Here is a 22,051-nt window from a genome sequence, read left to right on the forward strand (position 1 = left end):
TTTTTTCGGCGCGACGGCCTTGGATTTCGGCCTGGAGCCGCTTAAGCTCCGCCAGCCTCTCCAGCTTCGCTGTCAAGAGCGGCGAGCTGCTTGTTGAGATCTGAGATCTGCTCGTCGATGGCATCGATCGTCAGCACCTCGTGTTTCTGGGGTGCTTCGAGGCCCAGGAGTTTGGCGCGCCGTTCGCCGACCTTCCGCCGCGACTCTTCGATGCGCAGGAGCCGGTCCACCGCTGCGAGCGCTGGCCCGTCGTCTTCAAGGGGCGCTTCGTCGTGGATGACGACCCGGCCGCCGGAGACGGTGACGTGGTACTTGGCGGCGATCGTTTCCACCTTGGCGTACAGCACGGCGAGCCGTTGGAGTTCCCCGTCGAGGCGCATGATCTCGGCTTCGCGGTGGATCTCGATGCTGTCGCGTTGTTCGGCGATTCGGATCTCCAGTGCGCGGCTGAAGTCTTTGGTCGCTGCGGTGCGGGAGGCGTAGCCGAGTTCTCGCCAGATGTCCTCGAAGGGGACTCCGTCGAGGCGCTTCTTGATGAGTTTGGCCCGGCGTTCGGCAGTTACAGCAGCCTGCGCCTTGGAAGCGACCACAGCTCAACTCCCTTCAGTTCCAGCCGGGCGGGAGTTGGGGGGTGGGTGGTTCGGGGTCGGGCGTGGGTGCTGTTTCGGGGGTGCAGTTGCAGCCGGGGAGGTCGTCGGCTTGCGGTGCGGTGCAGGTGGCTTGGTGGGTGAGTGCGGCGGTGTCTTGGGTGATGGCGTGGTGGATGCAGCCGTGGACGATGCGGGTGGCGTCTTCGAAGCCGGGCATGGGCGGGAAGACGGGCGGGGGCAGCGCGGGGTCGGCGAGGAGGACCACTTCGTCACGCCGGGCTTGTTCGATGGCCTGCTGCTCGGCGACCTCAGCCCCGGTGAGGCGGCGTTGCCAGTGGACGAGCGCGGGGGTGCCGCAGAGGCCGCACGCGGGGCCGGTGGGGGCGAGCGGTGCGGGCTGGACGTCGGGCGTGGTCACGGCGCCTCCTAGGCGATGGCAGCCCAGTAGCCCTGGCCGCCGATGTTGCTGGACATGGTGATGCTGGACGGCATGGCGGTTTTGCCGGTGCCGTTGGTGGCGTACAGGAGGTTCGCGCCGGTGAGTGCTCCGTTGAGCATGGTGGGGCCGCCTTGGCCGCCGCAGCGCGGTACTTGCGGGGCGGTTGCGGCGTTGAAGATCAGGCTGGCGTAGTAGGTGGCGGCCACGAGGTTGAGGGTGCCGATGGTGGCGGTTTTCCGCCCGAGGGAGGTGATGTCGGCGTCGATGCCTGCGCTGCCGAGGAGGGTCCCGCTTGCGTCGAGGAGTCCGGCCCAGTTTGCGCCTGCGGTGGGCGTCGCTCCGGCTACGGCTACGCCCCAGTAGAGGGTGGTGATGGTCATGGCGGCGGGGACGTCGATGGCCATGAGGTATTGGGTGCCGTTCGCGGCGAGGCTTGCTGAGGCGCAGAGGCGCGGTGAGTACGTCCACGCTTTGTAGCCGAGGGGTACCTGGGGGGTGTCCTGTCCCCAGAGTCGCCCGTAGACGTTGGCACCGTTGAGGACGTCCACGGTTCAGCCGATCACGATGACGCGGTACGCGTTGGTGCTGGGCGCGGTCGCAAAGCTGAGGGTGACGGTGTTGACGTCGGTGGCGACCCAGTCGGTGAGAACGGCGGCACGGTCGGCGACGCGGATGACCTGCACGAGGACGTCCTGTGTCCCCAGGTTGTGGGTGACGGCGATGGAGGTGGCGGAGCCGTTGCCGACGGATGCGGCGACGTGCCGGGCCACGATCGAGGTGTCCGCGCTGACGCCGCCTGCGCTGACGGTGATGCCGCCGCCGCCCGCTGGCTGCACGCTGAGCGTGTTGCCGGACCGGCTGAGGCCGTTGCCCGCGGTGGGGAGGTTGGCGCCGCCGAACTGCGCCCAGACCAGGTTCGACGTGCCGACGACGGGCGTGTTGGTGGTCTGCGTGTAGGCGTTGTCGGCGTTGACGGTGCCGGACGTGACCAGGACGGCGGCGGAGTCGAGTTCGGCGCTGGAGTCGGCGTCGGTGGCCCTGGTGGGCGCACCGCTGGCATTGACGACGTAGATGCCGTTGTCGGGCTGGCTGGTCTGGTCCTTGATCAGGATGCGGTCGCCCGTGACCAGGCTGACGCCGTCGATGGACTGGCCGTTGGCGAAAGCGGTGGCGAGCGTGCCGGTGGTGGTGGTCGCGGCCCGGACGGGCTGTTTCCACGTGAGGCCGGTGAGGCGCGCGTCAAGGTACTGCTTGGTGACGGCGTCGGTTGCTGAGGCGGGGTCGGCGAGGTTCTGGGCGCGCTGGTTGTTGAAGTCGGCGCCGGTGAGGAGCGGTACGGCCACGGTTGGCTCCTCTCAGGAGCACATCGCCGTTCCGGCAATGGCGGTCGGGAAGGTGATCACGGCGAGATTGTTCGAGGCGTGGACGATGTCCGCGTGGACGACCGTGCCGCCGGTGCTGATGACGGCGACGTTGGGTGTGCGCCCGAGTCCGTGGTTGACCTGCCAGGTGGCTGCCGGGCTGGACTGGGTGTGCAGGTAGTAGGAGGCTCCGGAGCCGCCGCCGAGCGGTACGCCCGCACCCCACGCCCCGTTGGCCTTGGGTCCGTAGATGACGAGGGCGGACGGGACGGCGTTGTCGATGTAGAAGTCGCCGTCGTTGCCGAGCCCGGCGTCTGGCGGGCCGCTGCCGTGGCGGACCCCGTTGCCGGGCGGGCCTTGGGTGCCGGTTGCGGTGACGGTGACAGCGGGCGGAATGGTCAGGGTGACGTCCACGGCACCCCCTCTACGCGGCGGCGACGAGCTGGGTGTTGAAGCGGCCCTCGCACCAGCACAGGGCGTCGTCCTGGCCGGGGTTGGACCAGAGGGCGTGGGGTCGGCTGCCCTGGCCGAGGAGGATGGTGGCTGCCGGGGTGAGGGTGACGGTGACGACGCCCTGAAGCGGGATGACGTCGATCTGGCCCTGCGCGGACGGGGTGGTGGTGACGCTCACGAGAGCCGGGACGGTGGCGTCGGTGGTGTTCGGGCGGATCACGAACTCCCAGCCCAGCCCGGTGAGGTCGACGACGCCAGCCTCATCGGTGATCGTGAACGTCTGCCGCCACAGCGACCCGGAGGCCGACGCGAACTGCACCTGGTTGGGGAGTGGCACGGCAGTGCCTCCCTCAGTCCTCAACCGTTTCGGTGTCCGACACCGCACTGAATCCGATGGGCGGCTTGGCCGGTGCCGCGGGTGTGGCGTCGAGGAGCCGCCGGGCAGCGGCCTCGGCTTGCCGGAGTTTCTTCCGCCCGTTGCCTTTGACGCGGACGTGGACTTGCTTGTCGCCGGATGCGACGGTGAGACGCACGGCTACTCCTCGTCTGGTTCGAACTCGTGGCATCCGCAGGGGCGTTGGCCGTCGCTGGCGCGGCATGCCCCGGTGGCGCGGTGCTCGTCCTCGGCGTGACCGCACAAGCACCAGACAGGCGGCAGGATCACGCGCACGGTGGCTCCTGGAGTTCGCGGCCGTCGAGTGAGGCATGGACGATGAGCCATCCCATGCTGCCGTCGGGGCGCTCAACCGGCCGGACCGTCGGCCCGCAGGGGCAGTCGGCGTCGTCAGTGGACGTGTCGTGAGCGATCAGATCGTTGACCGGGTGGACATGCTCGACGTTCGACACGGCTACTCCTGCTTGGCGTCAGCCTGCTGTCGCTGCTCCTGGATGCGGCGCAGAGCGGTGGTGTAGTTCTCGCCCGTCTCCGCCATCCGAGCCCGGACGGCGCGCTTCAGGGCGCTGCTGCCGTTCTTCGTCATCCGCTGACCGCCTCATAGGTCGCCGCGAAGATGTCGGGCTTGCAGGGGTGGAACTCTCCGGCGACGCCCTTGGTGATCCAGTCGCCGGGCTCGGCGCGCATTGCGCCTTCAAGGGTGGCGACGACCAGCTTCCCGTCTCGGAACTCGGCGTCGCCGCCTACGAACTTCTCGATCTCATCGAAGTTCCCGACGAACCGGACGGCTTCGATGACGACGGGCTTCTTGCGAAATTTGGCCACAGTCTTCCTCCAGGTGTGCGGAAGCCCCAGCGCCTGGAACGCTGGGGCTTCCTTTCTGCCGGGATCAGCGGCAGGCGATTGAGTGTTGAGGATGCGCCGCCGTTCCGGATTCGAACCGGTACTGGCCAGCAGTGGACGGCAGCCTTCGTCTGCCAGCGGCGTTCCCCGCTGCCCGGCGGACCGTGGGCCGGTTGCCGGGCAGCGGGAGTGGATGCCTCGCGGCCCGGTCCGTCTCCGGGCTGCGAGGGGCGGGCGTCGCCTTCTGGCATCAGCCCGCAGCCCCAGCAACGGCGAACCGGCGGGGCAGTCAGTGTTGGCGCGGTATGAACGCGTCCGTGATCGAGTCGGGGCCATCGGTCGTGCAGCAGGCGGGACACGGAACCCCAGCACCGCACCCGCACGCCCCATGGCTGCACTTGCGGGCACCGATAGCACCCTCGGCGCAGCACAGCGGACCCCAGGGCCGGTCCGGATGGTTCTCACAGACGTGGCCGGTGTCCGCACAGGTGACGCAGTCGAGCAGCATCAGGCGGCTGCGTAGGTGCGCCGGGCGCGTTCGCGCGTCGCCTTCTCGGCGGCGAGTACGTCCATGGCGCGGTAACGGGGCCAGCCGGTGCGGTTGATCGGCTTGATCTTGCCGCGCCGCTTCCACTGGTAGATCACGTCGGCGGTGACCCCGGCGGCCTCGGCGGCCTCGGCTGTCGTCCAGGTGGTGGAGGTGAGGCTGCCGTCGATGACCATGACCACCCCCTGAAGGCACACAAAAGGCCCCGCGCCGTTTCGGGTCGCGGGGCCGTTCGGAAACATGGTGATCCGGTCAAAATCTGACACGGATCTTGACTTTCGTCAAGCTGCCTGCGTAATTCGGGTCTGCGAGGCGAGTGACCTGGTGTGATCCGCGTACTCGGCAGGCGTCAGCAGCAGCGCGCAGGCGGCATTGCGGCACTCGATGTAGTCGTCACCATCAGCCCGGAACAGGGTCAGCATCTCGCAGCGCGGGCACGGCACCCGGTGGTGCTCCAGGCGAGGGTCACGGGCGGTGAACCGTTCGGCGGCCCGGTGCCAACCGGCGATCTGCGAGGCCGGGTTCGCGGAGTCACGGTCGTGGGTCTCGGTCGCGGCGGGGTGTTCGGTGAGCGCCCATTCGAGGTGCACACCCAGAAAGCGGACGGCCTCGGTGACACCGGCGCCTTCTGTGCCGCGACCGGGCCGGGTGCGGAGGTGTCGCAGTTCGCGGATGTCGTCCTCCAGTTCCAGGAGTCCGCCGACGATGTGGTCCGTCAACAGCCGCGACGACTGGCCGGGCCAGGAGGCGTGGGTGGCGGAGGACCGGCCGATCGTGCCGACCTTGGGGCCGCGGGAGCCGTGGACGGCCTCCAGCCAGATTGCCGCGATCAGTTCGGGGAGGTCGGCGAGTTGCTGGCGGGCGCGGGTGGTGCAGTGCTCGCAGTGGAGCGGCTGGCCCCAGTGCGGGGAGAGTTCGTGCAGGGTGCCGAGGGTGGTGCGCTCTTCCTCGGCACGACGCCAGGCGTGGTTACAGCGGCCGGGGCATGAGACGGGGACCTTCATGCCGCACCGCCGATTGTCGCCATGATGATCGAGATCAGCATCTGCAACGCCTGGTTCTCGGTGAACCCGGCGTCGACGTAGGCGGTGTACAGCTCGTGGTGTTGTACGGCCATGGCCGCGAGTTCGGTGATCGGAGACTGGGGGTCGTCGGGCACGGGGGCCTCCGGGGTGCGTGACGGTACTGATCACATGATGCGCCCGGTACCGGACAGTGCCCGGAGGCGTCAGTTGGCCGTCCAGCCCCAGGCTTCGGCGAGGATTTCGACGGTCTGGCAGGGGGCTTCGGTGGGGTCGCCTGCGTGGGTGCGGCAGGAGCGGCAGACGGGTGGCGCAGAGTGGTCTCCGTCGCAGCCGGATTCCTCGCAGGTGCGTTCGCTGAATCGCCCGTGGTCCGGTACTGCGGCGTGCAGTTCGAGCAGCTTCCGGTCGGCGGCGATGCGGCGGAGGACGGCGGCCGGGTCGTTCGCGGCGTGGAACGGCTCACCGTCTTCGTCGCAGTAGTCCGTGTGCCAGCACGCAGACATCGCCATCTCGGCGATTTTCTGCCGTTTGTCCAGGGCGTCGCGCAGGTAGGCCAGCGGGTCGGCGGTCACTGGCCACCGCCCTTCAGTGCGTCCCGGAGCATGCCGGGTGTGACGACGACCCGCCGGGACAGGGCCTCGATGCGCTGCTTGAGGTTTTCGAGCGCGTAGTTCTTCTGGTGCAACTGGTGGCGCAAGTCGGCGTCTTCCTGGTGCCAGAGCAGGTGCATGGCCCGGTCGGCGGCATTGGCGACCGCGACCGGGTCGTTGGTGTCGGCGTCGAGTTGGTGCCGCCAGCGCCGATCCATGGTGTCGTCACCGACGCCGAAGGCCAGCGCCCCGTTGACCGGCCGCCAACTGATCCACCAGCCGGAGAACCGTATGGCGTGCCCGGTCTTTGCATCAGGCCAGAACACCTCGATGTCGCCGTTCGGGTACCCGTCGAAGGAGTGCTCGATCTCCCAGCCCAGGGCTTCCAAGCGGTCCAGGAGAGCAGAGACGAACTTGCGGTGCACCTCATCGTCGGTCATACGGCCCCTCCGAACTTCCACGGTGTGCGCACCAGTCCTTGCAGGAACTCTTCCTGCGCAGCGGCCATGGCGTTCTCGTTGAAGATAAGCATCTTGCCGGGTGGGCAGGCGGGGTTGGCGTGAACGGTGATGATGTCGGCGGCACCCATCTGATCGACGGCAGCACGGATCTGGTGCACCCGGTGCGGCTCGCAGTGGATCGCCCGCTTCGACTCCTCGCGCACCACGTCCAGGAACGCCAACTCGGTGACAATCCGGTCCAGGCTCCACGGTTCCGTCACGGACGCTCCTTCGGATACTCGCAGCAGTAGAGCTGCCCGCACGGTAGGTGGTAGTCGCCACGGCATCCGCAGGGGCAGCCGCCCAGCTTCTTCGCGGCCATGAGCTTGCGCGCTTTCGCCAGCAACAGGTTCTCGGGCACGAAGCCGACGACACGCTCAAGCTCTTCGTGCACGTTCCAGCGCATCCGCCACTTCGCCGGATCCAGCGTCCCGTCGCAGGCGGGGGTGCGGCGCACCGCGTCGAGGAAGACCTCGTCGGGGATGTCCTTGCACTGCATCCGCCGGTCACCGACCATCCGGATCTGCGGGGGCGGCACGGGGTCGCATTCGGGGCAGCGGTGGATGCCGTCCGGGTCAAGGCGCAGGCGCGGCCGGTGCGACTCGTGCGCCTCGACAGCGGCTACGAACGCCTCCCGCAGAATGGCCTCCTCGCTCATCGCCGCCTCCGCTGCCACTGATCCACGAACAGGAACGACGCTACGAACCCGACGCCTACGCAGAACCCGAACAGCGCGCCGTACCAGTAGGTGACCTGGTCCATCATCGCCGCCTCCGCTTGACCCGGTTGCGCTGCCTGCGGTGGTAGGCGTGCCCGTCGATGGCGAGAGGCACAACACCGATCCCGGTCACCCACAGCGGGACGTCAAAGGCCCGCGCGATCATCCGCCTGTAGCGGTTCCGCTCACGGCGGGACAGCGGCCGGGGCTCGGGGGTGGGCTCTTCGTGCTCAGGCTCCGCCCACGCGAACGTGTAGGGAGGGCCGCCGTCATGCGGCTCCATCATCGCGTGGAGGATGCCGCCGAACGGTGACATCGGGGTTGCGCTCACGGCCGCCACTCCTCGCGGCAGTCGGGGTGAGTGGAGTACGGCAGGACGAGCGCCTTGACGACCCCGTGAAGCGCGAGCAGCGCACCAGCGGACGCAAGGTCGTCAGGGTGGGCACGCCGGTTCGCCATCGCCCGCTCGTACTCCCCGACCACCAGCCGCTTGGCCTCGACCTCGCGCAACGTCCGCGCCGGGCGATGGGTCATGATGTGGCGCTCGTCTGCCGCCATCTCCGGATCGAACGACATGATGCGGGTGAAAACCGCGCTCAACTCTGCATCTGCTGCCCGCGCCGACGCCTCGTCTTCGTCAAGCCGGGCCCGCAGGAAGCCGATCAGGTCAGTGGTCATGCGCTGATTGTGCGCCCACCACCGGACACCACCGGTACCCCCAAACACCCGACACTCGTTCTCGATACATGCTGTACTAAGCCCATGCCCCCACCAATCCGCCTCACCACACCCACCATCGCAGTCATCGACGCCCTCCTCGCCGCAGAGACCGACAACCCCCCATGGGGCCTCTCAATCTGCCGCGACGCCGACCTCGGCCCCGGAACCGTCTACCCCATCCTCGACCGGCTCCTCAACGTCGGCTGGGTCACCACCCGAGACGAGGACAGCCCCCACCCCGGCCGCCCCGGCCGCCGCTACTACCAACTCACCGGCACCGGACGGGCACAAGCACGCGCAGCCCTGCAAGCACGCCGCGCCCGCCAGCAGGCATACCGCCCCGCGGCCGAACAATGATCAGATCCTGCAACCCGCACGGCATGGTGCCCGCCAGTCCCGCCGAGGGCTACACCGGCTGCTCCGCCGACGGCCAACCGGTACTCATCCCCTGGCAACTGCTCGTTGCCGTCGCAGTCATCCTCGTCGTCGGCGGCGCCGCCGTGACCGCCTACCGGATGCTGGTCTCCCCGGCCAGCCTCGTCGGGCAGGCTCGCGACCTCGCCTGGATCGCAGGACGCCCCGACATGCGCGAGCCCTGGCACGACGCACTGGAAGCATCCGCAGAAGTGTCCACGGCGCAGGCGCGGCTCACCGCGTTATCGCTCCTGCGTGCGGCGGTCAGGCTCCGGCTCGGCGGCTGGCTGGGCGGCGCGTGGAGACCCGTCGACTGGGTCCTCGTCTCCCCCTCCCGCACGCAAGCACTCACCGCGATTGCGGTCGGGGCCGACGCGGTGTACATCGAATACGCGAACGGGCTGACATCGCTCCTCACCGACGGCTGGGGATGGTGCGGAAGCTGCGGCCTGGCACTGATCAGTCTCACTGCCTGGCTGCGGCGCGTGCGCAGCATCGAGCTAGCCGAGCGCCGCAGGCAGAACGACCGGACACCGTAAACCCGTACCGGAGTTCCGCTGTTCGCCTGCCGCCGACCACCGCCGCACGCCACACTCCTGCCATGGCTGTCGTGTACTCGGTGATGTGTGACACGCGCGATGAGGCGGAGCAGGCAATGGCGCGATTGTGCGAACTGCTCGGCCTCGAACCGTCCGGGCCGCCGTCCGAGGTCATCGGACGCGACCGGTGGATGGGCCGCGCCCGACCAGCCACACCCGCAACAGACCAGCCGGAGCACTGACCGCCGAACCCCCGTACACCGTGCACGGGGGTTCCCTGGCGGCAACCGCCGGACGTAGCGTGACATTCGCGGCCGGTGGGCTGCGACAGCGGAGACCCCGGTCGCGGGCCTCCCCTCGGGAATCAACCCGGCCACCGGCCGCATCCACACGACGATGCCCCCGCCGGGTTCCTGGCGGGGGCATCGTGCTGGGCGGTCACGCGGCGACAATGAGCGCCGCAACGGCGAGGCACAGCAGGTGTGCGGTCTGATCGACATGCTGCGCGCCGCCGCGGGTGCGGAAATCGGCGGACCCGGTGTTGTCCATCCACCAGGCGATGGGCCACCTACGGTCGATGAAGCCGTGACTGACACCCACCCAGGCGACGGCGGCGACGGCCCGAGCCACGGGCAGGTGCACCCCGTCGAGGAGCGCAGCACCGGCAGCCAAGGCCAGCGCGCAGGCGATCACGTGCGTGGCGGCATGCGTCACGTTCGCCCGCCAACCCTCCGCAGTCCGGTCGGCCTTGTGGGTCGCCTGGTGATCAGTCTGGACGGCGTAGTCAGCAACCATGTGCGCAACGAACAGCAGGACGACGGTCGTGGCGAACACGGTCAGCGCTGCTTGTGGAAGCGGTGGTTGTACCGGCTCCGGTACTCGACGTCGGTGATCTCGCCGCTCTGATAGGCGTCCATGTCGGCCTGCGAGTACGCCGGATCCCTCTCCGCCGTAACACCGTCAGCGGCGAGCGTCGTCTTGTTGCCGTTGTCGTCGTAGTGCACGGTCTTGCCGTTCAGCTTGTTGATCCAGCCCATGACGTTCACGTCTCCTTCGTTGTTGGTGTCTTCGGTTTTCTACGGTCGCGGGAACAGGGGTTGAGGACTGCACTGCGCTGTGCACTCAGCGCGTGACGCGGGTCACCGCTGGTGCAGGTTGGTGGTTGACCTGCCGAACCACCGGTTCTCGTGCGTGATGTGCGTGTGCGTCTCGTGGTGGACCCGGCTCCGGCCAGCGCGGGGCAGCCGGGCCGCAGCAACAAGCAACGCCAGCCAGAACAGCGACCCCGCACTGACCCCGGCAATCCCGCTGACGGCCTCACCCACACCCCACCCCGCGCCCGCAGCAGCAGCCCCTCCCCCGATCCCGGCGGCCAGGATGCGCTGCGCGAACGGGTCAAGGAGCGGCTGGGGCGTCAGATCGCGAGGCGGCTGGCAGACGGCGGCCTGGAGGTCGCGGGCGTCCACGGCCACGGACTGGCCGGGGTTGATCGGATCAGGCAGGTAAACGACCCGGCGCTGCTCGTACACGGCGACCGGCGCGACCGGGGGCGGAAGGTGGGTGGGCTGCCCGGTGGTGACGGGCAGCCGCTCGGGCAGCGACACAACAACTCCTAGTCCTGGGGCTGGGGCTGGTTGGCGTAGCCGTTCCACAGGTCGGCAACGTCCTCGTCACCGGTACCGGCAGCCACGGCACGCTCAGCAGCCTGGGCGGCCTCGTAGGCGTCAAGCTTTTCTGGGGTCACGGGCATGGGCTCCTACTTCCTGGTGGCGAGCTCGGCAGCACGGGCGTGTGCGCCGGTAAGGATGCGGTCGATCTTCTTCTGCTGGCGCGTCGTGAGGACGCCCTTGCGGATCGCAGCCATCGCGACGATGCGGGCCAGCTCCGCCTTCTCGCCGGCGGTCAGGGGCGGGTCTGTGGGCATGGGCGGTTCTCCTCCGGTTCAGGGGTGATTCGGGGGTGTCAGGTGGCCCCAAGGGCCGCCACAAGGGGGCCAAGAGCCGCAAGAGTGCAGGTCAGAGAGGGTCAAGCATTGGGGGGTGAAAACCCAAGATCCTTGGGGGAAATGTCCAAGTTCTTGGGGGCGGCTTGGCTCCTGCCTTGAGGCCGCCTACAGGGCATCCAGCGCCTCCACGACCCCCGCGCGGGCGTAGCCCTGCTTCGTAGCGCCGTCGATCCACAGCGCCTTCGGGTACCCGTTCAACGCCAGTCCGCGGGCCAGGCTCGCCGGGTCCCAGTCGCCGCCGAGCCGCTCCAGCAGCACCTCTGTCGAGAGCTTGTCCTGGTCGCCGAAAGCCTCCAGGACAAGGGTGAGCATCTTGCGCCGCGGATGGTCCGCGGCCAGCGCAAGGGTGCCGGCGGACTCCCGGAGCCCGTAGCCGCGCTCGATGATCTGCCGTTCCTGAGCCGGGTTCACGAAAAAGTTCCGCAGCAGCACCGGTTCTGATCCCTCGTTCAGGAGGTAGCCGACACCGCGCTGAGCTGCGGTGATGGACGCCGCACTGTGCCCGCTGGAGGCACGGCCCTGGCCGAGGATGGTGTCGGACGCGGCGTTCGTCGTGGACCGCAGCGCCATCCGGATGGACAGCAGGTCACGGATCGAGGTGTCCACGACACTCGCAGACGGACGCTGCGTGGCACAGATGGTGATGATCCCGGCAGACCGGCCGCGCTGGATGACGTCGCGCAGCGCGTCGATGATCTGCTTCTTGAACTTCGCGTCGGTCGTGTACCGGGCAAGTTCGTCGATCCACAGCACGATCAGAGGCAGGTCCATGTCCTGCTCGACCTTCTTCCGGCCGAGCTTGCGGAGGACCTTGAACCGCTCGTCCATGTGAATGCGCAGCTCATTGAGCATGTCGAGGAGACCGGCGGGGCTGGCGGACGGTGCGACCTTCTTCGCCAGCGGCTCCAGCTCCAGTGTGTCGACGCCCTTGCCGTCGCCGAGCCACAGCTGGGCGTCGGCGTCGAGGGCCACAGCGAGCAGGATGTTCATGGCCGCCACGGACTTGCCCGCGCCGGGCTCCCCGCCGATGAGCATGGATCGCTCGGGCAGGGACACATCCACGATGCGACCACGAAGGTCAACGCCGACGGGGATCCGGTCGGTCCACAAGCTGACCTGCGGCTTCTGTAGCAGCGGTGTCGGGATGGGCGTGCCCTGCATGGGGTCCTTGTCGAAGCAGGTGACCTTGACCCGCCCCGCATGACCGTCGACCGGGGACAGGTGCAGCAGTTCGACGCCGACGCCGAGAGCGGAAGCCAGCTCCTCGCCCTTCGCCATAACCTTTGATGCCGGGGCGCCCGCGGCCCGTTCGACGACGGCAACCCAGGCGTCATCGGTGTCGGTGCGGGTGACGGGGCCGACGATGCGGGTCTCGCCGAGCTTGGCGTCGGCGAACGCCTGCCGGACGACCTTGCTGCCGGGAAGACGCCCGGTCTTCTTCCGGGCAGTGTCCATAACGGCCTGACGTGCACGCTTCTCCACAAGGGCCGCGGTGGCGAAGCCGCCGGAGGCGAGAGCGGCGGTGCCGACAAGCGGCCACGGGTAGTACAGCCACGCGACAGCCCCGTACAGGGGCGCGGACGTGGCAATCACCCAGGCAGCGGTCTTGCGGCGCCGGGCCCGTGTGCGCTCAACGAGTTCGGGCTTCTCCGCCCGGTGGGTCTCGTATTCGGCGGCGACGATCCACCGCCACACGCCGCGCACGCACTTCGCGGTGCCGACGATGCCCCACCACGTGTAGCGGGCGGCCCAGGCGAGCGCGGGGAACGTTGCGCGCAGGCGGGTGTTGGTGCCGGTGAGGCGGCGGCGCAGAGCGAGACGGGACAGGAACGTGTCGGGTACGCCGGCGTCGATGTCCTTCGCGGCGTGGACGCGGTCCTCGGTGGCGGTACTCATGCGTATCCTTCTCCGCCCTGGCCTATGCCGTCGGGGCGGGGCTCGGGGCCAGTTGTTGTACCGGTACTGGCGGGCTGCGGGTCGAGGGCGGTACGGCGGATGCGGCGCCCGTAGGAGTCGCCGACGCCGAGCTTGCGGGCGATGGCTGTACCGCTGAGGTCCGGGTCGGTACTGAGCCAGGCGGTGGCGGTACGGACGTGTTCGTCGAACGACGCTGTACCGGCTGTCTGCTTGGGGCGTCGTACCGGTTGGCGGCCGGTCTTCTTGGCGGTACTGCGACGGGGCTGCCGTACCGGTACCGGGGTCGTCAGTGCCGGTACGGCTTGGAGTTCCGGGCGCGGTACCGCCTCTTCGAGTACCGGCTGCGCGGACGCGTCTTGTACCGGTACCGGGGTGGTTCGTTCGACGGTCACCTGTGCCGGTACTGGGGCGGTACTTGCGCCCGTCTTCTGGTGCCGCTTCTCCGGTACTGCGGCGAGCGCGTGGACGCGCCAGATCGACAGCGGCACAAGGAGCGACACGGCGGCGACGAGCGGTACTGACACGACGACAACACCGGCTTCGAGCATGTGCGCCGACACCTGGGCGGTACCCATGAGGATCAGCGACAGGGCGATGTCCCGGCCGCGTGCCCGGCGGATCGCGGCGACGACGTACACGTCCAGTGCGAGCGGCAGGAGTACCGCAACGGGGGCGACGGCGCCGATAGTGCGGGCGAGCTGATATTCGGCGAATGCAGTGAAGCCCACTCCGGCGATGAGGCTGATGGCGACGAGGGGGTCCCATCGGGTCTTCGGTCCGTCGGCGTTCATGCGGTCCGCCTCCGGACGGCCCGTGCCAGGTGCTGCCAGCCGAGTAAGACGGTCAGCGCCGTGGCTCCTGCGGGCTGTTGGAGGACCCATCCGGTGCCGCCCGCGACCGTGGTGAGCGCCCAGCCGAGGGCGTGCCACAGCAGCAGGGCAAGCGTGGGGTAGGCGGCGGCGAGTCCGGCCAGGATGCCGACAAGGGCGGTACGCACGGTGGGTCCCTTCGGATAGTGGCGGAGGCCGATCAGACGAGTTCGAGGTCGGACTTGGCGTCGTAGAGCGCGGCACCGATGCGGTTGAGGAGTTCCTGCGTCTTGGGTCCGTCGTCGCCGAGGCGGTCGATGGCGTCGAGGTCGGCGGCGGCGTCCTCCAGCCATCCGCCGGTCTGGTCCATGGGGCTGAGCCGGTCGGCGGTGTCGCGGAGGAGTTCGGCGAGGCCGGCGGCAGTCTGGTCGTAGTCAGTGGGGTCGAGGTTGGCGCTGGTGGCGATCGGCACGGCGTAGTTGGCGATGAGGTTTTCGACGGTGACCATGCGGCGGGTCCTTCCGGGGTGGGCGGGTGTCTGGCGGTTCTCCTTGGGTCCCAGGTGGTCTGGGGCCCGCGGGCAACGGTCAGTGCTTGTGGTTGCGGTCGTTGCAGGTGCAGGGGGTGTTGCCGCGGAGCGGTCAGCGGGGCTTGAGGGAGTTGTGTGCGCTGGCGCGGATCTCGTCGTCCGTGGCGCCTGCGGCCTTTGCGGCGGCGATGGCGTCGCCCACTTCGCGTCGGAGTACGGCGGACTGTGGCGAGCCGGTGCCGATGTAGGCGTCAGCGGCGGCTGCGTTCAAGGCTGCGGTGGTGACGCGTTCGATAGCGGCGTTCTTGCGGGACATGCAGTTCTCCTGTCCGGGCTGGGTTGTCCGGTCCTGTGCCGTCACCAGCCGGGGCGGTCTGGTGGCGGAGCGGGGTTGTCAGCGGGTGGTTGGCCAGTTGTGGCCGGGAGGCAGGGTCCGGGTTTCGAGGCAGTCGCGGAGGACGCGTGCGAATTCGTCGTCGTCCGGGAGGTCGGCTTTTGCGGCGGCGAGGAGGGCTTCAGTGAGCTGGTGGTCGGCGAAGTCCTGGCTGCGGTCACGGGGGAATGTCATCTGTCGTTGTCGTCTTTGGCGGGCGGCGGGGTCGGGAGGCTCATGGGGAAGGTGATGGTGTAGTCGCCGTCCGCCTCGTACTCGATGTCGCTGCCGGTTTCCGGGTTGGCCTGGCCCATGGCGGGCTCCTCTCGGTGGGTGGTGCAGGAGGGTCCTGGTCAGTCGAGGAGTTCGTCTTCGGTGAGGCCGCCGGGGCAGTCGTGGATGGCGACGCCGTCGCTGGTGATGATCACGGTGGTGGCGCCGTCGTCGGTCTTCTCGGTGGTGACGGAACCGCCGGGGTTCTCGGGCATTGCTGCTCCTGGGGTGGGGGTTGGGGCCCGGCCCGCAGCGGGGGGTGTGACTGCGGGCCGGGGGCTTAGTGGTTGCCGGGGTGGAAGGCCCGGTCGTGGACGGGGCAGAGGAGTGTGGTGGTGCAGCAGGTGGGGGTTTGCTCTTCGCGCACGGGTTCGGGTGCGGGCCAGTCCTGGGCGGCGGCGTAGTCGGCGTCAGCGGCGGCGTGCTCCTCGGCGGCCGTCACGTTCGCTTGCCTCGGTTGATGGCCTCGGTGACCGGGCCGAGTCCGGCGGCGCCTTCCTCGATGATCAGGTGGCTCACCAGGCGGGCTGCGCCGTCGATGTCTCCGTTGTTGACGGCGGTCTGGATATCGCTCGCACGCTGGTCGTGGAAGTTCTGGTCGTTGTTGCGGCTGAACAGACCCATGACGGTCCCTTCGGTCAGTTGGCGGTGGGCCGGTTGATAACGGGCTTGTCGATGTCGCGGTGGCTGACCTGGGTGCTGATCCCGGCAGCCTGGAGGCGGCAGGCGATTTCTGCGGCTACTGCGGCGGCGCGGTGGCGTCCACCTGCGCATCCGATGGCGACGGTGAGGGTGCTGCCGGAGGGTCCGGCGAGGTATCCGAGAACGGCGCCCTGGACGGCGTCGATGACGATGCCGATGCCGGGGGTCCCCAGGACGGTGTCGACCACCACCTGGTCGTGGGCGGTGAGTTCCCGCAGGGCCGGGTTGATGTGCGGGTCCCGGAAATGCGCGCGCAGGTCCAAGGTCAGATGCGCGGGCGGCGGGGCGTCGTGGAGGTAGCCGAACGAAGTGACCTGCACGTCGGCGGCCGTCATCACCAGCCCCTGACGGTCATGGCGAGCCTGCGGTCGTGCGGGTCGGCGGGCAGCGGCGGGAGTTGCACGGGCTTCGCGGCGATCACTCGCTCCAGGGCGGCGTCCTCCGGACTACGCGGCACCGGAACCGGCTCGGAGTCGGCGCTCATGCCGCCGCCCCCTGCGCCCACTGCCGGTACTCGTCGTAGCCCTGCCGGTCGCGCAGCAGGTACGCGGTCTCCGTCTCCACGCGCAACCGGGCCGCATCCACCGCGGGGGCGGCCTTCGGCTGGCGCACGTGGGCACTGCCCGAGAACGCGGCGTGGCACTCCGGGCACACCGTCAGATTCGACCGCGGGCTGCGGGCGCGCCGCAGCAACTCGTCGGCATCCGGGTCCGAGTCGGTGGGGGCGGAGGCGGAGGTTGTGGTGCGGACGAAGGACGCGGCACGGTGAGCCGCCGCGTCGGCCCGCGACATAGGCGCGGTGCCGTTCTGGGGCGTAACGTTCATGTCGATCTCCCGGTTGCTTCGAGGCTTCGGGTGGTCTGGCCCCGGTCGGCGTTCGTAGCGCCGACCGGGGCGTCTTGCGTTCTAGGCGGCGTCGCCCAGGGCGTTATCGGCGCTGGCTAGTGCGTCTTCGGGGATCCTGATCGATCCGCCGCCGCCCTTGATCGGCGTGCCGGGAACAATCGGCTTCCCGTAGCGGACGGCGGGAAGGCGGCCGTCTGCGATCCAGCGGTACACAGTCGCGGGATGAACCCTTAGGCGGTCGGCGACCTCCTTCACGCGCAGCACGTTGACTCCCATCGCAGGCTTCGACTTCTCTTGCGTTCATCTAGATAACCACCATGCCGTCTAGATGTCTAGCGGGCTCATGGGCACACAAAAGAGCCCCCGCCCAACAGAGTTGGAGGGGGGCTCGCGAACCGGCGACCTAGGCGGGGAAGTCGTACTCCAGCACGTATGCGTAGGCATTCAGTAGCATGTCGTTGACCTCAACCGGGATCCCGGTGTCGTCGTAGGCAATGCGGGTGATCTCAAGCACGGGGGTTGCGGGCGGCAGGGCAAGGTCATCCGCCTCTTCCTTTGAGGGCATACGGGCTCGCAGCGCTTCTGTGAATCTCGCCGGGGCATGTCCGATGTCGGCGAGGCGCGCATAGATACCACCGGGGCCGGTGTCCAACTGGGTAATGGCCGTGCCCTCAACCAGCGACGACGGCAGGTAAGACACAGCCCGTTGCACCGGGTGGTCGGCGAGCAGGAAGAGGCGATCACGCTTCCAGACGTACTCGTTCTCGCTGACGCTGAGTTGCCTCGCAATAGTCGGGGTCGCCGGGATCTTCTCGATCTGCACCCGCTGAGTCATGTCGTCGGCGCGCTCTTCGAGATCCATCTCCCAGATGGACCGCCCCGACCCCCACTGCTCCGCCGTGAGGCGCGCTGGCGAACGTCGCGGGAGGGGTCGATACGTGCGCGGGTACACGCCTCGCCCCTGGACGGCGACCGTCAGACCTTGGTCCTGGAGTGCCTGCAATGCCTGCCGGGCGGTCCCCATGGCGACGTCATACTGCTCCATGATCTCTTCTTGTGACGGGAGCCTGCCGTCCGGCTTCAGCTCGCCTCGCTCGATTTTCGCGCGCAGATCACCCGCGATCGTTCTGTAGCGCGGCTCGTGACCTTGCGGCTGGCGTGGCACCCGTCCTCCTTCATGAGACCTCTAGATGACAAAGCTACAGGTGGCCGCCCGGCATCGGTCAAAGGAGTCATGCGACCAACGCGAAAGATGCAAACAGAGGTTGACAGTCATCTAGATAACTCTATTGTTGTCTACATCACAGATGACGGCCTTTGAAGCGGGAGCCTCCGTGCACCTTCACAAGCGATCGCAAGCCAGCCATCCCGGACCGGACTGGATGCACGAAGTGCCGCCGGATCTCTACCCGCGCCAACTCATCTCGCCCCGCTACCTCGGTACGGCAGGGAGCTGCAAGCGGCCAGAGCCCGGCTTCTACTACTACGTGGACGATTGGGAATCGGACTACCCGATCTCATTCGGGCTTGAGGTGGTCCGGCACGTTCCCCGACGCCGCAACAAGCAGGTCCCCACCGCCCTCTACCGGCTCTTCGACACCGAGGGCCGCCTGCTCTATGCGGGCATCAGTGATGACCCCGACCGCCGGTGGCGTCAGCACGCCGACGACAAGTCGTGGTGGCCCCAGGTGGCCAGCAAGACCGTCGAGTGGTTCGACACCGAACCCGAAGCGCGCGCCGCCGAGACTGCTGCGATAAAAACCGAGCTGCCGGTCCATAACAAGAGCAACGCTGCGTCGCCGATGTCCCTCTCCGCGACTTGGCAGCAGGCTGAGGTCGAGCGGAGCTACGTGAAGGGCGCTCCCAGTCTCATCCGACAGGTGACAGACGTCCTCCGCGCCGAGATCCTGGCTGGCTACATGAAGCCTGGCGACCGGCTGCTCTCGCGCTCCGAGATGGCCGACCACCTTGGCGTCAGCGCCATGACCTGCACGCTGGCGGCGCAGGCGCTGGCCACCGAGGGCCTAGTGAGACCGCAGGGGCTCCGCGGCGTGTACCTGAACGCCTACAAGCCCGACCGGCGTGACTAGGTGTACCGATCGGTGCGCGTTTCGGTCATGGATCATCGCTGCCGCGCGCTTCGCCCCGCCTGGGCGCACTCGCACCACCAGGCAATTCACTCGGAGCGATCACTCAGGGCTGCCAGAGGTCACGGAGAAGACATATAACTTTCGGCAATCAGGGGCGCGATCCTGCTGGTGCGTTTTGGCGGGTTGCCTACTCGCCGGGGATGATTCGAACGGCGAATTCCAGCCGTCTCGCCACGACGGGTACGGCTCGGAGCTTCTCGGAGGCTCTCGGTGAGCCGTAGTGAGTACCAGGGAGGACAGCGGCGCGTGGAACGGGAGGTGTACGTCCGCATCGGGCGGGTGCTAATCCGTTGGCACATCGAGGCGTCGCCCGATTTGATCGGCTCGCTCCGGTCGCCGTCTCGCGTCGTTGTAGCGTCCTTCGTGTCGGTCCAGAGGCGGCGACTTCAAGACAACGATCTAGGGCGGAAGGTCCCTAGGCGGTGCGTAGTTGTGCGTATCGATCGATCCCGGAAGTCAGCGAACGGCACAGGTCAGCAGGTCGTGTCGCCACATAAAACACACCCTGAGCTGCGCAAACAGTCAACCTATAAGCGTCAATCTAACGCGGATCTAACATCCGGTTTTGATCACCGCGTGCTTGGCTGGTCTTAGCGTCAGGCCGGAGAACAGCACAACGGCCGGGGGCTCTGACCTCCCCGGCCGCTGCAAGACCAGCGGGTTCCCGCCCGCCGGTCGATGAGTCCCAACCTCTACGAAAGGACTTCGCTATGGAGTCTACGGCCCTCGGCATGCCCGCAGCCGCCCCTGAGGCGGCCGTTCCTCCCCCGGCTTTACCTGCTCCTGCCTCGTCGCCTGCCCCGCGCCGTTGGTTGCGTCGTATCCACGGCGGCGGTGTGATCACCGAATCGTGCCCTTCGTGGTGTGTGGCCACCCATGCGCATGACCAGGGCGGGATGGTGGGTGACCTGACGCACGACTCGGCGGCCGTGGCGATGCGGCTGCCGATGCGGGTTCAGGGCGGTGTGGACGCGGTGGCGTGGCCGGTGCTGTCGGCGATGGTCCGGCAGTGGCCGTACGAGGAGGACGGCGGGATCCGCGGTCCCCGCACGCCCTACGTGGAGTTCGAGCCGTCGCCGGACGAGCAGATCGACATGAACGGAGACGAACTGGCGGAGGTCATCAACCAGATCCGGGCGCACGCCGACCGGCTGGAGCGCCTTCACGCCCAACTCCTCGCCGCGCAGGCCGAGCACGCGGCCACCGCAGTCCCCGCATAGCGGTCGCCATCAGCAGGCCGGCCAGGCAACGAGCAGCCTGGCCGCCCTCATTCAACAGGTCGTTCATCTGCACGAAGGGCGCTAGCGCGCGATGACTCTCTCTAGCTCCCGGGCTGCCGCCTGATGGGGATCAAGCTCATGGTGGAGATCCTGGACCACTGGCAGGACGCGGGCTTGACCGTCGGTGAACGCAGCGACCTTTTGGTCCTGGCCGAGAACGCCAACGACGGCACAAGGCTCACGTTCGGGCCGGTGCACGCGGAGTACATCCTCCGGCGCACTGGCAAGACGGCGGCGGGGTGGAAGAACGCTGTCGGGAAGCTGGTGGCGAAGAAGGTGCTGTCAGTGGATACCCCTGGGCGGATCAAGCAGGCTGCGGTGTACCGGCTGGAGCAGCTGTGCTCGGAGGCTCGGCACGACGGCTACAAAGGGCAGTGCGCACGCTCAGAGAGGGTCACTCCAGAGGTGACCCTTTCTGGAGAAGTGGGTCATCCGCCGGGTGACCCTATGGGTCATCCCACAGGTGACCCACTTGGCCGAGAGGGTCACCTGACAGGTGCGAAGAGGGTCACCTCTCAGGTGACCCCTACTCCTCCTTACCCCTCTTCTAAATCCCCCTCTAACGCCTCCCCCTCCGTAGCCGAGGCCGTCTCGGACGCGCCCGTCGTCGCCGACGAGCCAGACGGCGGAGGCGGAGGCTCTCTCGATTTTTCAAGATCTCTAGCCGAGGAGATCACCGCGTCTCTGGACTACCGCGGCAAGACTCCGGACAAGCGGCAGCAGAAGACGATCACCGACCGTCTTGCTGCGGCTCTCGACGGCGGCTGGTCGGTGGACGGCCTTGCCCTGTACCTGGACCTCGGGGACGCGGCCGTGCAGTCGCCTGCCGCCGTGTACGCGCACCGGTTGAAGCCCGACGTGCTACCCGAGGCTGAGCCTGCGGACGGCCGCCAGGCGCCCCTTGGTGGCGTCCGTGGGCCGCTGGCGTCGGGGGCGGAGATCGAGACGCTGACGATCGAGGACGTCCTCGGCACCGGCCGGCCAGCCGCCGGGGTCTGGGAGCAGGCCGTGGAGCGCGCGCAAGCCCGCCTCGCCGGCGCCAGCTTCCGGGGCGGAACGGACGAGCGGGTCGCCGGATGGGGGGACGTCGCCCGATCCCTCTCCGAGCACAAGCCGTACAGCAACGACGCGTGGTCCGCCCCGGCCATCGAGGCGGAAGCCGCCCGCATCCCGCACTGCGGCGACCCCGACTGCGACCCCCGCACCCGCCTCCGAGACGGAGAGGACACGAACGGACTTCCCTACGTCACCCCCTGCCAGAAATGCCACCCACGGATGCAGTGGTGAACCGCCCACCTACCTGTGCCCAAATCAGCAAGTAAGGGACCATCAACTCGTGACCATGAAAGTGTTCCGCACGCCGAGCGCCTCCCACCTCACCGCAGTCCCTCTCTCTACCGCTCTCGACGAGAACCTCAGTTACGCGGCCCGCGGCCTATTGCTGGACATCCTCAGTCGTCCTGATGGCTGGGAAGCCAACGCTGACGAGCTTTCCCGCGAGGCGCGGCTCGTTCGCGGCGAGTCGCTGGGAGAGGGCCGCAGGGCCATGCGGGCACTCTTCGCCGAGTTGGAAGCCGCCGGCTACATACGGCGGACGAAGAGGCGCCTGACCAACGGCAACTTCTTTACCGAGTTGGAGGTCTACGACACTCCGCAAGGGTCCAGCACTCCCGAGTTGGAGGATCGCGCACCGTTTCCCCGGCCTGGGCAGGACGAAGTGGTCTACGTGATCGGCGAACGTCCTGGCGGGGTCGTGAAGATCGGGACCACGTCGAACCTGCGTGCACGCCTCCGCCAGCTACAGACGTCGTCGCCGCGGGAGCTTCGTGTTCTTTGGTCGTTCGGCGGGGACTGGCGGCTGGAGTCACACCTTCATCGACGCTTCGCTGATCGGCAGCTGAAGGGCGAGTGGTTCGACTTCAGGGATGAAGATCCCGCACTGGCCGTAGGCGCGTGCGTCGACATGTACTACCTCGTCCCACAGGGCACGTGCACCTCGTGGTCCTGACGCCCTGCTGCACTACGTCGACCGCA

General features: G+C 68.2%; 46 protein-coding genes. 7 read left to right on the forward strand and 39 right to left on the reverse strand.

Translation table 11 applies throughout. From position 1 onward, the window contains the following. Positions 1-41: 41 nt before the first annotated feature. The 19 genes from ACZ37P_RS07105 to ACZ37P_RS07195 form a co-directional block, all read right to left on the reverse strand. A complete protein-coding gene (locus tag ACZ37P_RS07105) occupies positions 42-590 on the reverse strand; it encodes a hypothetical protein (protein WP_467345314.1) in 549 nt (182 codons plus the stop codon). 13 nt (positions 591-603) lie between these two features. After that, a complete protein-coding gene (locus tag ACZ37P_RS07110) occupies positions 604-1,008 on the reverse strand; it encodes a hypothetical protein (RefSeq protein ID WP_467345316.1) in 405 nt (134 codons plus the stop codon). 8 nt (positions 1,009-1,016) lie between these two features. Next, positions 1,017-1,433, reverse strand: coding sequence for a hypothetical protein (locus ACZ37P_RS07115; protein ID WP_467345318.1), 417 nt, complete (start codon positions 1,431-1,433; stop codon positions 1,017-1,019). A gap of 147 nt (positions 1,434-1,580) precedes the next feature. Beyond that, positions 1,581-2,372 carry a hypothetical protein gene (locus ACZ37P_RS07120; protein WP_467345319.1) on the reverse strand — a complete coding sequence of 264 codons (792 nt, stop codon included), beginning with the start codon at positions 2,370-2,372 and terminating at the stop codon, positions 1,581-1,583. Positions 2,373-2,384: 12 nt separating this feature from the next. Continuing rightward, the gene (locus tag ACZ37P_RS07125; protein ID WP_467345320.1) at positions 2,385-2,804 is read right to left on the reverse strand and encodes a hypothetical protein; all 420 of its coding nucleotides are present in this window, start codon (positions 2,802-2,804) and stop codon (positions 2,385-2,387) included. Positions 2,805-2,814: 10 nt separating this feature from the next. Then, positions 2,815-3,180: a hypothetical protein gene (locus ACZ37P_RS07130; RefSeq protein WP_467345321.1), complete on the reverse strand. Its 366-nt coding sequence runs from the start codon at positions 3,178-3,180 to the stop codon at positions 2,815-2,817. Positions 3,181-3,193: 13 nt separating this feature from the next. Continuing rightward, complete coding sequence (locus ACZ37P_RS07135; protein WP_467345323.1) at positions 3,194-3,376, reverse strand: hypothetical protein; 183 nt, start codon at positions 3,374-3,376, stop codon at positions 3,194-3,196. A gap of 127 nt (positions 3,377-3,503) precedes the next feature. Then, on the reverse strand, positions 3,504-3,689 hold the full coding sequence (locus tag ACZ37P_RS07140) for a hypothetical protein (protein ID WP_355345013.1): 186 nt from the start codon (positions 3,687-3,689) through the stop codon (positions 3,504-3,506). Between the two features lie 2 nt (positions 3,690-3,691). Next, positions 3,692-3,823: a hypothetical protein gene (locus ACZ37P_RS07145; RefSeq protein ID WP_355345016.1), complete on the reverse strand. Its 132-nt coding sequence runs from the start codon at positions 3,821-3,823 to the stop codon at positions 3,692-3,694. Continuing rightward, positions 3,820-4,062 carry a hypothetical protein gene (locus ACZ37P_RS07150; RefSeq protein ID WP_355345019.1) on the reverse strand — a complete coding sequence of 81 codons (243 nt, stop codon included), beginning with the start codon at positions 4,060-4,062 and terminating at the stop codon, positions 3,820-3,822. The genes ACZ37P_RS07145 and ACZ37P_RS07150 overlap by 4 nt, the downstream gene beginning before the upstream one ends. Positions 4,063-4,587: 525 nt before the next feature. Continuing rightward, complete coding sequence (locus ACZ37P_RS07155; protein ID WP_401715024.1) at positions 4,588-4,803, reverse strand: MerR family transcriptional regulator; 216 nt, start codon at positions 4,801-4,803, stop codon at positions 4,588-4,590. 105 nt (positions 4,804-4,908) lie between these two features. Continuing rightward, positions 4,909-5,631 carry a hypothetical protein gene (locus ACZ37P_RS07160; RefSeq protein WP_467345326.1) on the reverse strand — a complete coding sequence of 241 codons (723 nt, stop codon included), beginning with the start codon at positions 5,629-5,631 and terminating at the stop codon, positions 4,909-4,911. Further along, complete coding sequence (locus tag ACZ37P_RS07165; protein WP_401715028.1) at positions 5,628-5,786, reverse strand: hypothetical protein; 159 nt, start codon at positions 5,784-5,786, stop codon at positions 5,628-5,630. The genes ACZ37P_RS07160 and ACZ37P_RS07165 overlap by 4 nt, the downstream gene beginning before the upstream one ends. A 69-nt stretch (positions 5,787-5,855) precedes the next feature. Next, positions 5,856-6,224 carry a hypothetical protein gene (locus tag ACZ37P_RS07170; RefSeq protein WP_467345327.1) on the reverse strand — a complete coding sequence of 123 codons (369 nt, stop codon included), beginning with the start codon at positions 6,222-6,224 and terminating at the stop codon, positions 5,856-5,858. After that, a complete protein-coding gene (locus ACZ37P_RS07175) occupies positions 6,221-6,682 on the reverse strand; it encodes a hypothetical protein (protein WP_467345329.1) in 462 nt (153 codons plus the stop codon). The genes ACZ37P_RS07170 and ACZ37P_RS07175 overlap by 4 nt, the downstream gene beginning before the upstream one ends. After that, a complete protein-coding gene (locus tag ACZ37P_RS07180) occupies positions 6,679-6,963 on the reverse strand; it encodes a hypothetical protein (protein WP_467345331.1) in 285 nt (94 codons plus the stop codon). Before ACZ37P_RS07180 ends, ACZ37P_RS07175 begins: the two co-directional genes overlap by 4 nt. Beyond that, entirely contained in the window at positions 6,960-7,400 is a 441-nt protein-coding gene (locus tag ACZ37P_RS07185) for a hypothetical protein (protein WP_467345332.1), read from the reverse strand. Before ACZ37P_RS07185 ends, ACZ37P_RS07180 begins: the two co-directional genes overlap by 4 nt. A gap of 103 nt (positions 7,401-7,503) precedes the next feature. After that, positions 7,504-7,791: a hypothetical protein gene (locus ACZ37P_RS07190; protein WP_467345334.1), complete on the reverse strand. Its 288-nt coding sequence runs from the start codon at positions 7,789-7,791 to the stop codon at positions 7,504-7,506. Further along, positions 7,788-8,138 carry a DUF6221 family protein gene (locus ACZ37P_RS07195; protein WP_467345335.1) on the reverse strand — a complete coding sequence of 117 codons (351 nt, stop codon included), beginning with the start codon at positions 8,136-8,138 and terminating at the stop codon, positions 7,788-7,790. The genes ACZ37P_RS07190 and ACZ37P_RS07195 overlap by 4 nt, the downstream gene beginning before the upstream one ends. A gap of 84 nt (positions 8,139-8,222) precedes the next feature. On the opposite strand from ACZ37P_RS07195, the gene ACZ37P_RS07200 reads away from it, so the two are divergent. From ACZ37P_RS07200 to ACZ37P_RS07210, 3 genes are all read left to right on the forward strand, one after another. Continuing rightward, entirely contained in the window at positions 8,223-8,537 is a 315-nt protein-coding gene (locus tag ACZ37P_RS07200; RefSeq protein WP_467345337.1) for a PadR family transcriptional regulator, read from the forward strand. Between the two features lie 23 nt (positions 8,538-8,560). Then, positions 8,561-9,133 (forward strand): hypothetical protein, encoded by a 573-nt coding sequence (locus ACZ37P_RS07205; protein ID WP_467345339.1) that lies wholly within the window; start codon positions 8,561-8,563, stop codon positions 9,131-9,133. A 62-nt stretch (positions 9,134-9,195) separates the two neighbouring features. Continuing rightward, on the forward strand, positions 9,196-9,375 hold the full coding sequence (locus ACZ37P_RS07210) for a hypothetical protein (protein ID WP_355345057.1): 180 nt from the start codon (positions 9,196-9,198) through the stop codon (positions 9,373-9,375). A 196-nt stretch (positions 9,376-9,571) separates the two neighbouring features. On the opposite strand, the gene ACZ37P_RS07215 is transcribed toward ACZ37P_RS07210, so the two are convergent. The 20 genes from ACZ37P_RS07215 to ACZ37P_RS07310 form a co-directional block, all read right to left on the reverse strand. Beyond that, positions 9,572-9,967 (reverse strand): DUF3307 domain-containing protein, encoded by a 396-nt coding sequence (locus ACZ37P_RS07215; protein ID WP_467345340.1) that lies wholly within the window; start codon positions 9,965-9,967, stop codon positions 9,572-9,574. A 2-nt stretch (positions 9,968-9,969) separates the two neighbouring features. Continuing rightward, a complete protein-coding gene (locus ACZ37P_RS07220) occupies positions 9,970-10,170 on the reverse strand; it encodes a hypothetical protein (RefSeq protein WP_467345341.1) in 201 nt (66 codons plus the stop codon). Between the two features lie 102 nt (positions 10,171-10,272). Continuing rightward, positions 10,273-10,737, reverse strand: a complete 465-nt coding sequence (locus ACZ37P_RS07225; RefSeq protein WP_467345343.1) for a hypothetical protein — start codon at positions 10,735-10,737, stop codon at positions 10,273-10,275. An 8-nt stretch (positions 10,738-10,745) separates the two neighbouring features. Then, positions 10,746-10,877: a hypothetical protein gene (locus ACZ37P_RS07230; protein WP_467345344.1), complete on the reverse strand. Its 132-nt coding sequence runs from the start codon at positions 10,875-10,877 to the stop codon at positions 10,746-10,748. Between the two features lie 12 nt (positions 10,878-10,889). Then, a complete protein-coding gene (locus ACZ37P_RS07235) occupies positions 10,890-11,057 on the reverse strand; it encodes a DUF6257 family protein (RefSeq protein WP_467345346.1) in 168 nt (55 codons plus the stop codon). Positions 11,058-11,243: 186 nt separating this feature from the next. Then, on the reverse strand, positions 11,244-13,034 hold the full coding sequence (locus ACZ37P_RS07240; RefSeq protein WP_467345348.1) for an FtsK/SpoIIIE domain-containing protein: 1,791 nt from the start codon (positions 13,032-13,034) through the stop codon (positions 11,244-11,246). Next, positions 13,031-13,846: a hypothetical protein gene (locus ACZ37P_RS07245; protein ID WP_467345350.1), complete on the reverse strand. Its 816-nt coding sequence runs from the start codon at positions 13,844-13,846 to the stop codon at positions 13,031-13,033. Before ACZ37P_RS07245 ends, ACZ37P_RS07240 begins: the two co-directional genes overlap by 4 nt. Then, a complete protein-coding gene (locus ACZ37P_RS07250) occupies positions 13,843-14,052 on the reverse strand; it encodes a hypothetical protein (protein WP_467345352.1) in 210 nt (69 codons plus the stop codon). Before ACZ37P_RS07250 ends, ACZ37P_RS07245 begins: the two co-directional genes overlap by 4 nt. Before the next feature lie 32 nt (positions 14,053-14,084). After that, complete coding sequence (locus ACZ37P_RS07255) at positions 14,085-14,372, reverse strand: hypothetical protein (RefSeq protein ID WP_467345354.1); 288 nt, start codon at positions 14,370-14,372, stop codon at positions 14,085-14,087. 133 nt (positions 14,373-14,505) lie between these two features. Beyond that, positions 14,506-14,709, reverse strand: a complete 204-nt coding sequence (locus ACZ37P_RS07260; RefSeq protein ID WP_467345355.1) for a hypothetical protein — start codon at positions 14,707-14,709, stop codon at positions 14,506-14,508. 78 nt (positions 14,710-14,787) lie between these two features. Beyond that, a complete protein-coding gene (locus tag ACZ37P_RS07265) occupies positions 14,788-14,961 on the reverse strand; it encodes a hypothetical protein (RefSeq protein WP_467345356.1) in 174 nt (57 codons plus the stop codon). Beyond that, positions 14,958-15,080 carry a hypothetical protein gene (locus ACZ37P_RS07270; protein WP_467345357.1) on the reverse strand — a complete coding sequence of 41 codons (123 nt, stop codon included), beginning with the start codon at positions 15,078-15,080 and terminating at the stop codon, positions 14,958-14,960. Before ACZ37P_RS07270 ends, ACZ37P_RS07265 begins: the two co-directional genes overlap by 4 nt. 39 nt (positions 15,081-15,119) lie before the next feature. Further along, a complete protein-coding gene (locus ACZ37P_RS07275; RefSeq protein WP_467345358.1) occupies positions 15,120-15,254 on the reverse strand; it encodes a hypothetical protein in 135 nt (44 codons plus the stop codon). Positions 15,255-15,319: 65 nt separating this feature from the next. Then, the gene (locus ACZ37P_RS07280) at positions 15,320-15,481 is read right to left on the reverse strand and encodes a hypothetical protein (RefSeq protein ID WP_467345359.1); all 162 of its coding nucleotides are present in this window, start codon (positions 15,479-15,481) and stop codon (positions 15,320-15,322) included. Next, positions 15,478-15,663, reverse strand: coding sequence for a hypothetical protein (locus ACZ37P_RS07285; RefSeq protein ID WP_467345360.1), 186 nt, complete (start codon positions 15,661-15,663; stop codon positions 15,478-15,480). The genes ACZ37P_RS07280 and ACZ37P_RS07285 overlap by 4 nt, the downstream gene beginning before the upstream one ends. Before the next feature lie 14 nt (positions 15,664-15,677). Then, complete coding sequence (locus ACZ37P_RS07290) at positions 15,678-16,076, reverse strand: RapZ C-terminal domain-containing protein (RefSeq protein ID WP_467345361.1); 399 nt, start codon at positions 16,074-16,076, stop codon at positions 15,678-15,680. Further along, the gene (locus tag ACZ37P_RS07295) at positions 16,076-16,225 is read right to left on the reverse strand and encodes a hypothetical protein (RefSeq protein WP_467345362.1); all 150 of its coding nucleotides are present in this window, start codon (positions 16,223-16,225) and stop codon (positions 16,076-16,078) included. The genes ACZ37P_RS07290 and ACZ37P_RS07295 overlap by 1 nt, the downstream gene beginning before the upstream one ends. Then, a complete protein-coding gene (locus tag ACZ37P_RS07300) occupies positions 16,222-16,566 on the reverse strand; it encodes a hypothetical protein (protein WP_467345363.1) in 345 nt (114 codons plus the stop codon). Before ACZ37P_RS07300 ends, ACZ37P_RS07295 begins: the two co-directional genes overlap by 4 nt. 81 nt (positions 16,567-16,647) lie before the next feature. Continuing rightward, positions 16,648-16,863 (reverse strand): helix-turn-helix domain-containing protein, encoded by a 216-nt coding sequence (locus ACZ37P_RS07305; protein ID WP_355345093.1) that lies wholly within the window; start codon positions 16,861-16,863, stop codon positions 16,648-16,650. 127 nt (positions 16,864-16,990) lie between these two features. Further along, positions 16,991-17,752, reverse strand: a complete 762-nt coding sequence (locus ACZ37P_RS07310; protein WP_467345364.1) for a GntR family transcriptional regulator — start codon at positions 17,750-17,752, stop codon at positions 16,991-16,993. 169 nt (positions 17,753-17,921) lie between these two features. Here ACZ37P_RS07310 and ACZ37P_RS07315 point away from each other — a divergent pair, with 169 nt between their 5' ends. From ACZ37P_RS07315 to ACZ37P_RS07330, 4 genes are all read left to right on the forward strand, one after another. Next, entirely contained in the window at positions 17,922-18,677 is a 756-nt protein-coding gene (locus ACZ37P_RS07315; RefSeq protein WP_467345365.1) for a GntR family transcriptional regulator, read from the forward strand. A gap of 791 nt (positions 18,678-19,468) precedes the next feature. Continuing rightward, a complete protein-coding gene (locus ACZ37P_RS07320; RefSeq protein WP_467345845.1) occupies positions 19,469-19,957 on the forward strand; it encodes a DUF6907 domain-containing protein in 489 nt (162 codons plus the stop codon). Positions 19,958-20,095: 138 nt separating this feature from the next. Then, positions 20,096-21,304 carry a hypothetical protein gene (locus tag ACZ37P_RS07325; RefSeq protein WP_467345367.1) on the forward strand — a complete coding sequence of 403 codons (1,209 nt, stop codon included), beginning with the start codon at positions 20,096-20,098 and terminating at the stop codon, positions 21,302-21,304. A gap of 55 nt (positions 21,305-21,359) precedes the next feature. Then, a complete protein-coding gene (locus ACZ37P_RS07330) occupies positions 21,360-22,025 on the forward strand; it encodes a GIY-YIG nuclease family protein (protein WP_467345847.1) in 666 nt (221 codons plus the stop codon). Positions 22,026-22,051 lie beyond the last annotated feature (26 nt).

This window comes from Streptomyces sp. NPDC024632 (assembly GCF_055559175.1).

Coding starts and splice junctions, on each gene's coding strand:
- ACZ37P_RS07115 (WP_467345318.1), bottom strand. CDS start 1,433: ATGGCCATCGACGTCCCCGCCGCCATGACCATCACCACCCTCTACTGG.
- ACZ37P_RS07145 (WP_355345016.1), bottom strand. CDS start 3,823: ATGACGAAGAACGGCAGCAGCGCCCTGAAGCGCGCCGTCCGGGCTCGG.
- ACZ37P_RS07155 (WP_401715024.1), bottom strand. CDS start 4,803: ATGGTCATCGACGGCAGCCTCACCTCCACCACCTGGACGACAGCCGAG.
- ACZ37P_RS07160 (WP_467345326.1), bottom strand. CDS start 5,631: ATGAAGGTCCCCGTCTCATGCCCCGGCCGCTGTAACCACGCCTGGCGT.
- ACZ37P_RS07175 (WP_467345329.1), bottom strand. CDS start 6,682: ATGACCGACGATGAGGTGCACCGCAAGTTCGTCTCTGCTCTCCTGGAC.
- ACZ37P_RS07185 (WP_467345332.1), bottom strand. CDS start 7,400: ATGAGCGAGGAGGCCATTCTGCGGGAGGCGTTCGTAGCCGCTGTCGAG.
- ACZ37P_RS07195 (WP_467345335.1), bottom strand. CDS start 8,138: ATGACCACTGACCTGATCGGCTTCCTGCGGGCCCGGCTTGACGAAGAC.
- ACZ37P_RS07200 (WP_467345337.1), top strand. CDS start 8,223: ATGCCCCCACCAATCCGCCTCACCACACCCACCATCGCAGTCATCGAC.
- ACZ37P_RS07205 (WP_467345339.1), top strand. CDS start 8,561: ATGGTGCCCGCCAGTCCCGCCGAGGGCTACACCGGCTGCTCCGCCGAC.
- ACZ37P_RS07210 (WP_355345057.1), top strand. CDS start 9,196: ATGGCTGTCGTGTACTCGGTGATGTGTGACACGCGCGATGAGGCGGAG.
- ACZ37P_RS07220 (WP_467345341.1), bottom strand. CDS start 10,170: ATGGGCTGGATCAACAAGCTGAACGGCAAGACCGTGCACTACGACGAC.
- ACZ37P_RS07235 (WP_467345346.1), bottom strand. CDS start 11,057: ATGCCCACAGACCCGCCCCTGACCGCCGGCGAGAAGGCGGAGCTGGCC.
- ACZ37P_RS07240 (WP_467345348.1), bottom strand. CDS start 13,034: ATGAGTACCGCCACCGAGGACCGCGTCCACGCCGCGAAGGACATCGAC.
- ACZ37P_RS07245 (WP_467345350.1), bottom strand. CDS start 13,846: ATGAACGCCGACGGACCGAAGACCCGATGGGACCCCCTCGTCGCCATC.
- ACZ37P_RS07255 (WP_467345354.1), bottom strand. CDS start 14,372: ATGGTCACCGTCGAAAACCTCATCGCCAACTACGCCGTGCCGATCGCC.
- ACZ37P_RS07260 (WP_467345355.1), bottom strand. CDS start 14,709: ATGTCCCGCAAGAACGCCGCTATCGAACGCGTCACCACCGCAGCCTTG.
- ACZ37P_RS07265 (WP_467345356.1), bottom strand. CDS start 14,961: ATGACATTCCCCCGTGACCGCAGCCAGGACTTCGCCGACCACCAGCTC.
- ACZ37P_RS07270 (WP_467345357.1), bottom strand. CDS start 15,080: ATGGGCCAGGCCAACCCGGAAACCGGCAGCGACATCGAGTACGAGGCG.
- ACZ37P_RS07275 (WP_467345358.1), bottom strand. CDS start 15,254: ATGCCCGAGAACCCCGGCGGTTCCGTCACCACCGAGAAGACCGACGAC.
- ACZ37P_RS07285 (WP_467345360.1), bottom strand. CDS start 15,663: ATGGGTCTGTTCAGCCGCAACAACGACCAGAACTTCCACGACCAGCGT.
- ACZ37P_RS07290 (WP_467345361.1), bottom strand. CDS start 16,076: ATGACGGCCGCCGACGTGCAGGTCACTTCGTTCGGCTACCTCCACGAC.
- ACZ37P_RS07295 (WP_467345362.1), bottom strand. CDS start 16,225: ATGAGCGCCGACTCCGAGCCGGTTCCGGTGCCGCGTAGTCCGGAGGAC.
- ACZ37P_RS07300 (WP_467345363.1), bottom strand. CDS start 16,566: ATGAACGTTACGCCCCAGAACGGCACCGCGCCTATGTCGCGGGCCGAC.
- ACZ37P_RS07305 (WP_355345093.1), bottom strand. CDS start 16,863: ATGGGAGTCAACGTGCTGCGCGTGAAGGAGGTCGCCGACCGCCTAAGG.
- ACZ37P_RS07320 (WP_467345845.1), top strand. CDS start 19,469: ATGCCCGCAGCCGCCCCTGAGGCGGCCGTTCCTCCCCCGGCTTTACCT.
- ACZ37P_RS07325 (WP_467345367.1), top strand. CDS start 20,096: ATGGTGGAGATCCTGGACCACTGGCAGGACGCGGGCTTGACCGTCGGT.
- ACZ37P_RS07330 (WP_467345847.1), top strand. CDS start 21,360: ATGAAAGTGTTCCGCACGCCGAGCGCCTCCCACCTCACCGCAGTCCCT.